Origin of the sequence: Fulvivirga kasyanovii (assembly GCF_009711405.1) — a bacterium.
In the GTDB taxonomy this organism is placed as follows: domain Bacteria; phylum Bacteroidota; class Bacteroidia; order Cytophagales; family Cyclobacteriaceae; genus Fulvivirga; species Fulvivirga kasyanovii.
The window spans coordinates 1-10691 of sequence record NZ_SMLW01000442.1 but is presented as its reverse complement, the minus strand read 5'-3'; the positions used below and the strand labels follow the sequence as shown (position 1 = coordinate 10691).

The window sequence follows — 10691 nt, the reverse complement described above, 5'->3', positions numbered from 1 at the left end:
TTTGCCGTATTAGGATACTACGGTGTTGAGATCTACCGTGAGGCTCCACCCGTTCCTGAAAATGTGACTACCACCGAGGGTACACTGCTGTTTACAGGACAGGACGTTAAGGATGGTCAGAATGTCTGGCAGTCTATGGGAGGCCAGGAAATTGGCTCCATCTGGGGGCATGGCGCTTATGTAGCTCCGGACTGGTCGGCCGACTGGCTGCACCGTGAGGCTGTTTTTATTCTAAACAGTTGGTCGGAGCAGGATTTTAACAAACCGTTTGACCAGCTCGACGAAGAGCGGAAGGCCATGCTCACAGCAAGATTGCAAAAGCAGATCCGTGCCAATAATTATGATAAGACAACCGGTGAGCTTACCGTTTCTCCGGTAAGGGCCGAGGCCATTACCGAAATCAGCAAGCACTACACCTCGCTTTTCACGGATGACCCGGCTTATGAGGAGCTAAGGGACAATTATGCCATTCCGGCCAACACCATCAAAGACGCTGAAAGAATGAGAAAGCTCAATGCCTTCTTCTTCTGGACATCCTGGGCTTGTGTTACCAACAGACCGGGATCGGAGATTACTTATACCAATAACTGGCCTGCTGATGACCTTGTGGGCAACAAGCCTACCAGTTCGCTTATTTTATGGACAGGTTTTAGTGTGATCATTCTGCTGGCCGGTATAGGCCTGCTGGCATGGTACTACGCAGCCAACAAAGACGATGAGATTGACAGGGCCAACCTGCCCAAAAAAGACCCATTGCTCGGGCTTCAACCCACCCCTTCCATGAAAGCCACACTCAAATACTTCTGGGTAGTGACGCTGCTTATTGTTATCCAGGTAATACTCGGAGCAACTACAGCCCATTATGGTGTAGAGGGTACGGCAATGTACGGCTTCCCGCTGGCCGACATTCTGCCTTATTCGCTCACCAGGACTTACCACGTACAAATGGGCATCTTCTGGATAGCGACTTCCTGGCTGGCTACAGGCCTGTTTATAGCACCCGCGGTATCAGGGCATGAACCAAAGTATCAAAAGCTGGGCGTAGATGTGTTGTTTTTCTGCCTCCTGATCATTGTAGCCGGGTCTATGATCGGGCAGTGGTATGGTGTAATGCAAAAGCTTGGTTTTGAAACCAACTTCTGGTTCGGTCACCAGGGATATGAGTATGTTGACCTCGGCAGATTCTGGCAGATCTTCCTGTTTGCAGGCCTGTTTATCTGGCTGTTCCTGATGGTACGTGGCATCTGGCCTGCCTTTCAGACGCAGAAGGAGAGCCGTCATTTGTTGGGCATGTTTCTTATTTCATCGGCTGCCATTGCCCTTTTCTACGGAGCAGGCCTGATGTGGGGAAGGCAAACCAACCTGGCCATTGCAGAGTACTGGCGCTGGTGGGTTGTCCACCTTTGGGTTGAGGGCTTCTTTGAAGTATTTGCCACTGTAGTTATTGCATTCCTGTTTGTGCGCATGGGACTGTTGCGCGTAGGCATAGCCACGGCCACCGTTCTGTTTTCTACAATTATTTTCCTTTTTGGGGGTATCATAGGTACTTTTCACCACCTTTATTTCAGTGGTACGCCCACGGCAGTACTTGCTCTGGGTGCTACGTTTAGTGCTTTGGAAGTAGTGCCTCTGGTGCTCATTGGGTTTGAGGCCTATCACAACCTCACCATCAGCCGGGCCACAAAGTGGATAAAAGCTTACAAATGGCCCATCTATTGTTTCATTGCCGTCGCTTTCTGGAACCTCGTAGGTGCGGGTATCTTTGGCTTTGTGATCAATCCGCCTATTGCACTTTACTACATGCAGGGCTTAAATACCACTCCGGTACACGGGCATACTGCACTATTTGGTGTTTATGGTATGCTGGGTATAGGTCTCATGCTATTCGCGCTGAAAGGTTTGGCATCCAAAAATGTATGGAAAGACGGTACGATCAAATTTGCTTTCTGGTCTATCAATATAGGCCTCGCGCTGATGGTGCTCATCAGTGTGCTGCCTATCGGGTTGGCTCAAACCTGGGCCAGTGTAAAATATGGTTTCTGGTACGCACGCTCAGCGGAATTTATGCAGGAGCCGGGCATGGATACCCTGAGGTGGCTGAGGGTTATCGGTGATACCATCTTTGCTGTCGGCGTAATAGCCCTGGGCTGGTTCGTAATAGGATTGAAAACGGGCAGTTCGGTTAAAGGTGAGATTGACCTCGCTGATGATGATTATCCCGAAGTTGAAAAAAGGGAGCCGGTGCTACAGGATTAATAAATATAAATGGACAGGTGGCCGGTTTATGGAATGGATTTCCTGGTACTGGTCACCTGTCTATATTACACAGTATTTCACTATGACGTGTAGTAAAAATAGTAATACCCAAAACGGGGTTTTATTTTGCCCCTGTCAGGATAACTTGAAAATTCATTAAAGAAGACAAGTTCAAGAAATATCAAACAGCCTACCGATAAAATGTCGCATAGTCCTCTTCGAGAGACATCCGCTGGGAAAGTAGAAAGGGATTAAGCAGAATTTCTGGGGAGACCCTAGCACTTTCACCTCTTTGCTGGCAGAGAGTTGTTAATAGCAATCGGCAAAAGCAGTTGACAAACTCGTATAATATAACAATAAGCACGGTTTACTGATTTTCAGTGGCAAGTTTCACTTTACTTGTTTTACTTTCCAATCCATTTACTCCTCAGGTTTAACGTTTGATCCGTAGAAAGTATAAGGCTTGTTTAAGATAATGTGTTGGTAAAATAAATATTTCAAGTCCTGATCCCGGCAGTGGTGATCCTTTGACTGTTTATTTAATCTTGGGATCACGGATCTGCCCTACTCTTCAATCTTGATGATATGGGAAAGTATCAAATCCTCTATTATGATTACGAAGGATTTTCCATGAGGCACTCTTCTGGGAAGGTTTAAAATAATAAGATCAAACCCATTCTATACGCTCAAAAATTATTCTGAAGGGGTACCTATTCCTAAAAGCCAAAACGTACTTAATTTATCAAAAAAAGCAGAAATAAATAAAATGGCGGGTAAATGACGGGTGAACTCCAAGGTAAATACTTGGGCAATTTTAAGAGGGCTGGTAAAATTGTTCAAAAACATAAACGCTATGAAAAAGATATTATTAAACACTCTTTTAGTTTGTCTGCTATCGCTTACTTCTTACCGGGGATATTCATGTACCACGTTTTGTATAAAGGATACCAACCATCTGGTGATGGGGAAGAATTTTGACTTTTTCACTGGTGTGGGCCAGGTAGTAATCAACAAAAGGAATGTCCGTAAACTATCCTTTCCCATGCCTTCGGAGAAGCAATTGGAATGGAGTTCCAAATATGGCAGCATCACCTTCAATCAGATGGGGCGGGAGTTTCCTTATGGTGGCATCAATGAAAAAGGACTTGTAGTCGAAATTATGTGGATGGAGGATACGGTATATCCGGAAATTGATGAGCGATATGGTTTGGCAGACCTCCAGTGGATTCAATATCAGCTTGATAACGCGGCAACAGTTGCTGAAGTGCTGGCAAGCGACAAACTGGTCAGGATATCCAAAATACCTGCAGTACCCATTCATTTTATGGTTTGTGATGCTAAAGGAAACATAGCAACGGTTGAATACATCGATGGCAAGATGGTTTACCACACGCAGTCAAGCCTGCCGGTATGTGTATTAACCAATGACCGTTACGATCTGAGCCACAATTATTTAACTTCACTATCCGATCCGGAAGAATATCAGTTTACGGTAAGTTCATTTGACAGGTTCGCAGAAGCTTCTTTAATGGTCAGTAATTTTAAAGATCAGGAGGTTATTGATTACTCATTTGACATTTTGAGTGCTGTAAGCAATGAGTACATTACTTTATGGAGTATTGTGTACGATATAAAAAACATGACGATCCACTACAAAACCCGGAACAATCCGGATGTACGCACCTTAAAGGTGGCTGACTTCGACTTTTCGTGTAATTCTCCCTCATCGTATATTGATATTGACCATAAAGAAAATGCTACATCAGCCTTTCATACATATGCTTACGAAAAGAACCTGGAAGTCATGAATACCGCATTAAATGTCTTATCGAAAAGACCTGAATTTCACGGTATTCTGCCCAGTGAAGAAGAAAGAAAGCTACTTGCCCGATACCCGGACTCAACAACTTGTAATTAAAGATTGAAATAGTCAGGAGGTTTTTATAACTAGATGAAACTATGATGAAGCAGCCAGAATTAGGTAAGAAAATTTCAGAACTACGTAAGTTAAAGGGATGGACACAGGAGGAGCTTGTAGAAAAATGCAACATTAGTGTCCACACGATCCAGCGTATCGAAACAGGTGAAGTAACCCCCAGAAGCTATACGATAAAAACCATTCTTTCTGCATTGGACTCTGATTTTGACAAGGTAGTCAATAAGTCGAAAAATTCAGAATATGAGGCTGGTTGGATTGAAAAGCTGGCATCTCTGGGCATAGAAGGCAGTAAAGCCTCCGACTTTGTGATAACGCAGCTAAATGTAGCCTGGATAGCAGGGATCATTTACCTGATCCTCAGCTTTATAGAAGGCTCTGCAGAAGTTATGAGATTTATGGGTGGTGATGAACAAATTAATCTTCTAGGGTATACCGCCCTAAAGATAGCTGTTCTGGCGACTTTCATCTTATTTCAACGTGGGTTTATAGCCATTGGTAATTTGTTTGACAATTATGTACTCAGGGTGGTTTCTTTAATCCTTATAGGGGCAAACTTACTGATCATTAGCTATGATATTATTTCGGTGTTTTTCCCATCTGTTGAGCGTGAGATGATTCTTATAGGCGGTTCGATCCTGCTGGGAGCAGCAGGGGTAATGTTTGGTGTTGCATTGCAAAGACTGGAGAAATCTCTGGGCAATGTTGCAAAATATGCCGCTATCTTTGAAATAATTGCCGGCTGCCTGTTCATAACGGTCATATTCGCTTTGCCTGGTGATGTGATCCATATTGTGGCTGAGCTATTGGGCATAGCCATTATTTTCAAAGTGATAGAGATCATCAAGTCGGGGAAGCAGGAGTTAGCGTAGGTTATGCCGCAGTGCGACGGATTCTTGGCTCTATAAGAGAGGACCTCCGCTGGGAAGTAGAAATAAACAAAGGTTGATATTCTAAGTCCGAGGTAGGCCTACTTGTTTCCGACTTTTCGTCATTCTGAAATTTTCTATCAGCGAGTCGGGGTGCTATTACAGTACTCCATAGAAAATATTCAGAATCCCACGATCCAAGGTAGTGGATGAACCTTCTACTGCACATTTAATGAAATGACCTGAAGAAATATCAAATCCCTGTCAAGATTACGAAGAGTCCTCTGAGAAGGAATCTTCTGGGAAATAAAATTATTCTTCTCCCTCCAACCCTAAATGTCCGCAGACAAACTCCAAAAGTTCACATGGATTAGCTTCGATGGCCAATGCGATTAAGTAAAGCTCATCGGCCTTGAGCTGTGTTGAGGGATTATTGGAAAGCTCGCTTAGCCTGTTTTTATTGATACCCGTTTTTCTTGATACTGCCGATTTATTAATTGATCTTTTGTTTAAGTATTCGCCAAGTTTTGTCATCTTTTACATTAATTAATATCGGTACATAAATACTAAATCAAAGTAATTATTTACCGAATTATAAGACAAAAGATTGTTAATTTACCGATAATAAGTATATTAGTGTAATAAATCGGTAAACCTTAAAATATGATTTCATACAATCAGCAAAAAAACGAGCTTGAAATTAAAATTCCTGTCAATGGAATAGCTGAACTCTATAATTATCAAAATGGACTCCTTGGTATCCTAAAAGAAATACAGATAAATGAATGCAGCAATTCTCTAAAAGAGAACCTTAAATCTGTTTACAAATTACTAAGCCACCTCTTACTTGATCAAGATTTTCTTAATCAGCATGAACTCCTTCTATCAGAGTACAAAGAGCATATTATCAACCGAGCTAATGGAAAAGTAAAAGAATCATCATAGTTATGACTTGGGGAAATATCAAATCCTGTCACTACTCCTCCACATCCGGATACCTCAAATCCAATTTTTTCAATTCATCGAGTAAAATTTTGGCAGCGGTGTGGTTGCGGTACCAGCGTTTGTCGGAGGGGATAATATGCCAGGGAATGTGGTTACATTTGTTTAGTACTGTATGGTAGGCTTGCTTATAGTCATCCCATTGCAGTGGTATTTTTTCATCTTCTTTGGCGTATTTCCAGCGTTTGTGAGGCTTGCTTTTTCGTTCTTCTATACGTTCTTTTTGTTCTTCGGGAGATATGTGGAGATAATACTTCAGGATCAATGTGTTGCTTGCACTGAGGTGATGTTCTAGTTCATTGATCAAACTGGCTCGATGCAGCAACACTTCATCGCTAAGGCTTTGATGGACTGTAGGTACGAGTATATCTTCATAATACGACCGGTTGAACACCCTGATCATGCCTTTTGCCGGAAAATGTGGATAGACTCGCCATAAAAAGTCGTGCTTCATTTCATCTTCGGAAGGCTTTTTAAACGAAGTTACCTGCACTCCCTGAGGGTTCATGCCACTAAACGAATGGCGTATTGTCCCGTCTTTTCCTGACGTATCCAGTCCCTGCAAAACAATGAGCACACTATAGCGCCCATCTGCATAGAGCTTGTTCTGCAACTGAAATAGCTCATCGCGCAGGTCAGATAGATGCTGCTTGTAATCTTGCTTATCCGCACCTTCGGGGGGAAGCGTTGAGATTTTGTCGAGGTCAACCATATATCACCTTATTAACATCTATTGCCCATATGAGTTTAGATACCCTTGTAAAATAGGCGTATTTGGCTACAATGCATAGCGGTTTGGCCAAATTAAATCATGAGATACGGCTATATGGTTACGATATTAAAGCACTTAATCAGCCTTAAGTTTATGGATAAATATATACCAGGCTAAAGCAATAAAGGCCAGCCACCCTGCCGTGATGGTAGCCAGAGCCATAGCGGAGGCATTGTATCTGTCAATTAGCATGAAATACATAAAGACAAGTAAAGTTCCGTAAACAAACCCGTTGACATAGATCCAGCCTCCCATCTTTATAGCTTTTTGTTTGGCCTTGCTTTTCATCTTTCGCTTCAGGCTTATCCAGATGCCTGTGAGTATGAGCGAAGAGATACCCAGACCAAAGACAAACCATATGATCTTGGTAGTGAGTCCTCCCCAATAGCCAAAATGTAGTGGGTCGGCGATGTCATTGAGCCATGTAACTGTATTGAGTGACTCTGCCCTCTGTACCTTCAATACTTCGTAGGTAAAAGGATCAAGGTATACACGGTTGGCGCGGTTCCGAACCAGCGGCACCCCACTTGTCCCGTTAACATAAAGTGGCTTACCCGGGGCAGAAGGTGGCAAGATGTCTTTTATGACCAGACTGGGAATTTCCTGTTGGGCTACGGCTATGGCACTATCATAATTTACGCTGTAAGAGAGAATCTGCCCTTCGGCTAGCCTGACTGTATCTACAGCTTCCGGTGAAGACGTATTGGCGATATCAGATACGCCTCCGATGTTTGCCCTTTCTATAAAATACCAGATCCCGGTAATTGAAAAAAGCAGTGTGAAAGGCACCGACCATACGCCCACCAGCCGGTGCAGGCTGCGGAAAAATACCAGCGGCCCCTTGTTAATGGTCAGTTGAAAAAGCTTCTTGTACCACTTTTTGTAAAACAGCAAGGCGGTAACAAAAGAGATAAGTAACAAAAAAGCGAAAATAAGCACGGTAAAATGTCCTATCTGAAACGGAATAAACAGGTAGTAGTGCAAGTCGCGGAAGAATCGTGCGAAGGTAAGGTTGGCATGCCCTTGAAGAGCGCCGGTATAGCGGTTAACAAAGCCATAGGTAAGTTCACCTTCATCTATGATGTAGACAATATCACAGAGATAAGGCTCTTCCGTGGCACTCCAAAACTGGATGCGGCCATTGGGGTATTGCGCCTGAATATTACGTACGATCTCATTTTTAGAAGCCAGCTTATCCTGGGGTATCGCCCTCATTTCAGGTATAAAGAGCCAGTCCATCTCATGGCTCAAGGTGGCCAGGGTACCAGAAAAGCATACTATAAAAAATAGTATGCTTAACTTAATACCAATCCAGCTATGGATACGGAAAAATAACTTCTTGTTTAATTTGAAGCTCAAGGGTTCAAAATTTAAAAATTCAAACTAATTATAACCATGGACCTCCTGCACAGACTTAAAAGGTATAGCCCACACTCAAAAGGTAATTACGCGGTGCTCCGGGAAACAAACGGGTGTAGCTGTAGCCACCTGCCCAGTGTGTTTTATCAAAAACATTGTTGAGGTTGGCTGAAATATTGAATTTGTTCACTTTATAGAAAAGCGCTGCGTCAAACACCACATAGCCAGGCAGCATCAGTCCCAGAGTATAGGTGTCAAAGGTTACTCTTTCAGTTACAAAGTTACCACCAAAGGCTATTCCCAGGCCGCTAAGTTTACCTTTATCTATGGTGTACTTAGCCCAGAAACCACCCTGATGTTCGGGGGCATTTTCCTTAATATTTCCTACCTCTTCTTCATTGTCGCTTTTGGTGATCTCTGCCCTGTTGTAGGCGTAATTAGCGGTTATGCTCAAATTAGGCGTAATGGTACCCATTAAGTCAAGCTCAATACCTTTTGAAACTTCCTGACCTCTCTGCTCAAGCAGATCAGGGTTGGTAGCATCATTTGCATTTACGAGGATGTTGTTCTGCTCGATCCTGTAAAAGGCAATGTTAGCTGCTAATCGCTTATTGATAAGCTCGGTTTTGGAACCAAACTCTATCATGTTTGATGACAACGGGTCAAACGGACCACCGGCGTTGGGGTCTAAAAGGGATGAGGTAGTTTGTGGCTGGAAACTCTCAGTGTAAGTACCGTAAAGATTAACCTTATCATTGAGGGCATAAACTACTCCAATACGTGGCAGGAGTTTGTCCTGCTTAACCGTATTTTCATCCGGGGTATCGTAGTTCAGCACATCGCGGTAGTTTTCATGTCGGAGCGACAACAATACTTTTAATTTATCGAAGCTGATCTGATCCTGAATGTAGAACCCATAGGTGTAATACTTGGTAGGCGCGTAGCTTGTCCTGTTGTTGAAAATATATTCATGCGCGTAAGTCACATTGTATTGTGGGTTTTCCAGATCGAAATGCGGGATATTGGGTACAGGCATGCCGTTTTCAAACAGGTAGTCTCCTGCATTTGCAGGGTTATAGCTATTGGCAATGGTACCGTCTGTTTTCCGGTAGCCGTATGCCCGCGACTGCCCGCCGCCTACAGGTTGCTTCTGCTGGATATAGTCCACACCGGCCACCAGGTTATGGTCGATGGCTCCTGTTTTTGCATGGTAAACCAAATAAGTGCTGAGGTTATCCGATACGAGTTTTCTCATTCTATTGATCACCTGCATGCCCATCAGCGTAGGGATCTCGTTGCCCAGGCTGTCCACGGCAAAACTGTTGGAGGTCCTGTGCTCAAAGAGGTCTTCGTCCCAGGCGAACTTCATATAAGAAGCATTGAATGAAAGTGCGTCTGTAAACTGGTGGTTTAATGACAAGGTGAAGTACTGTACATTGTTGGTATGGTAATCATTGGCCTCACCTATAGCAAAAGAGATCGGTGTACTGTTGAGGTCGGTACCTGAAGTAGCCCCGAAAATCGGCTGACCACGATCCAGCTTTCCGTCATATTGGGTTACCACGAGGTCAAAGTTGATCCTTGTTTTATCAGTGGGTAAAAACGAAATGGAAGGCGCCACCATCAGCGACTTGTTCTTTTGCAGGTCACGATATGAATCAGAATTTTCATAGGCCAGATTAAGTCTGTAAAGCAGTGTACCTTCTTCGTTCATGGCTCCGGTAAAGTCAGCATTAGCACGCAAGGTGTTAAAACTACCGGTAGTAAAACTTATGGCTTTACGATTTTCTGTGAGAGGCTTTTTGGTTACATAGTTCATAGTACCCCCTGGTGTGGTATTGGCAAAAAGTGCCGAAGCCGGGCCTTTGATGACCTCTACCCTTTCGATGTTGGCCAGAATAGGCTGAGGGCCGAAAATACCAACAGTACGCATCCCGTTAATCATTTTACTATCACTGCTACCACTTCTAAAACCTCTGAAAGTGAAATCATCGTACCCTGAAAACATATTCACACCACTGATATTTTTAACAATATCTCCAATGCGATAGGCTTGCTGGTCGGCGATAACTTCTTTAGTGACATAACTTACAGCCTGTGGTATATCTTTAAGTGGGGTAGCTGTTTTGGATGCCACGTAGGAAACTTCATTTTTATAGTCTGTTTCTCTTCTTCCGATTACTTCTACCGTTTGAAGCTGCTCGGTATATTCTTTAAGCTGAAAATCAAGATTGACAGTAGCTGCAGCAGCAAGAGCGACTTTTTTGGTCTGTCTTTCATAGCCAATACCGGAAACTACTATGGTATAATCACCGGCCGGCACGTTGTAAATTTGATAAACACCCTGAGCATCGGCAGGAGCACCATAAGCAGTACCTTTAAGGCCTACTGCGATTCCCGGCAGAGGCTCTCCCTGCTCATTGGTTATTTTACCCTGGATGGTTCCGTTGTCAGATTGCGCCCACAATGGGCTTATTGCAGCAAAAAGCAACATCGA

General features: G+C 43.5%; 8 protein-coding genes. 4 read left to right on the top strand and 4 right to left on the bottom strand.

Translation table 11 applies throughout. The features are described 5' to 3' along the window. From E1163_RS07000 to E1163_RS06990, 3 genes are all read left to right on the top strand, one after another. Window positions 1-2256, top strand: a 2256-nt coding sequence (locus E1163_RS07000; protein ID WP_155170725.1) for a nitric-oxide reductase large subunit, incomplete at its 5' end; no start/stop codon positions are given. A gap of 853 nt (window positions 2257-3109) precedes the next feature. After that, the gene (locus E1163_RS06995; RefSeq protein WP_155170724.1) at window positions 3110-4174 is read left to right on the top strand and encodes a linear amide C-N hydrolase; all 1065 of its coding nucleotides are present in this window, start codon (window positions 3110-3112) and stop codon (window positions 4172-4174) included. 41 nt (window positions 4175-4215) lie between these two features. After that, window positions 4216-5064 carry a helix-turn-helix domain-containing protein gene (locus E1163_RS06990; RefSeq protein WP_155170723.1) on the top strand — a complete coding sequence of 283 codons (849 nt, stop codon included), beginning with the start codon at window positions 4216-4218 and terminating at the stop codon, window positions 5062-5064. 309 nt (window positions 5065-5373) lie between these two features. Here E1163_RS06990 and E1163_RS06985 read toward each other — a convergent pair whose 3' ends face one another. Then, window positions 5374-5595 carry a helix-turn-helix domain-containing protein gene (locus E1163_RS06985; RefSeq protein WP_155170722.1) on the bottom strand — a complete coding sequence of 74 codons (222 nt, stop codon included), beginning with the start codon at window positions 5593-5595 and terminating at the stop codon, window positions 5374-5376. Between the two features lie 129 nt (window positions 5596-5724). Between E1163_RS06985 and E1163_RS06980 the strand changes: the two genes are divergently transcribed. Then, window positions 5725-6006, top strand: a complete 282-nt coding sequence (locus E1163_RS06980) for a hypothetical protein (protein WP_155170721.1) — start codon at window positions 5725-5727, stop codon at window positions 6004-6006. A 31-nt stretch (window positions 6007-6037) separates the two neighbouring features. Here the strand turns inward: E1163_RS06980 and E1163_RS06975 are convergent, their stop codons facing one another. The 3 genes from E1163_RS06975 to E1163_RS06965 all read right to left on the bottom strand — a co-directional run. After that, window positions 6038-6775 (bottom strand): PPK2 family polyphosphate kinase, encoded by a 738-nt coding sequence (locus tag E1163_RS06975; RefSeq protein WP_155170720.1) that lies wholly within the window; start codon window positions 6773-6775, stop codon window positions 6038-6040. A 135-nt stretch (window positions 6776-6910) separates the two neighbouring features. Continuing rightward, window positions 6911-8194, bottom strand: a complete 1284-nt coding sequence (locus E1163_RS06970; protein ID WP_155170719.1) for a PepSY-associated TM helix domain-containing protein — start codon at window positions 8192-8194, stop codon at window positions 6911-6913. Window positions 8195-8249: 55 nt separating this feature from the next. Further along, window positions 8250-10691: TonB-dependent siderophore receptor (locus E1163_RS06965; RefSeq protein ID WP_343033771.1), on the bottom strand; the 2442-nt coding region annotated here is incomplete at its 5' end.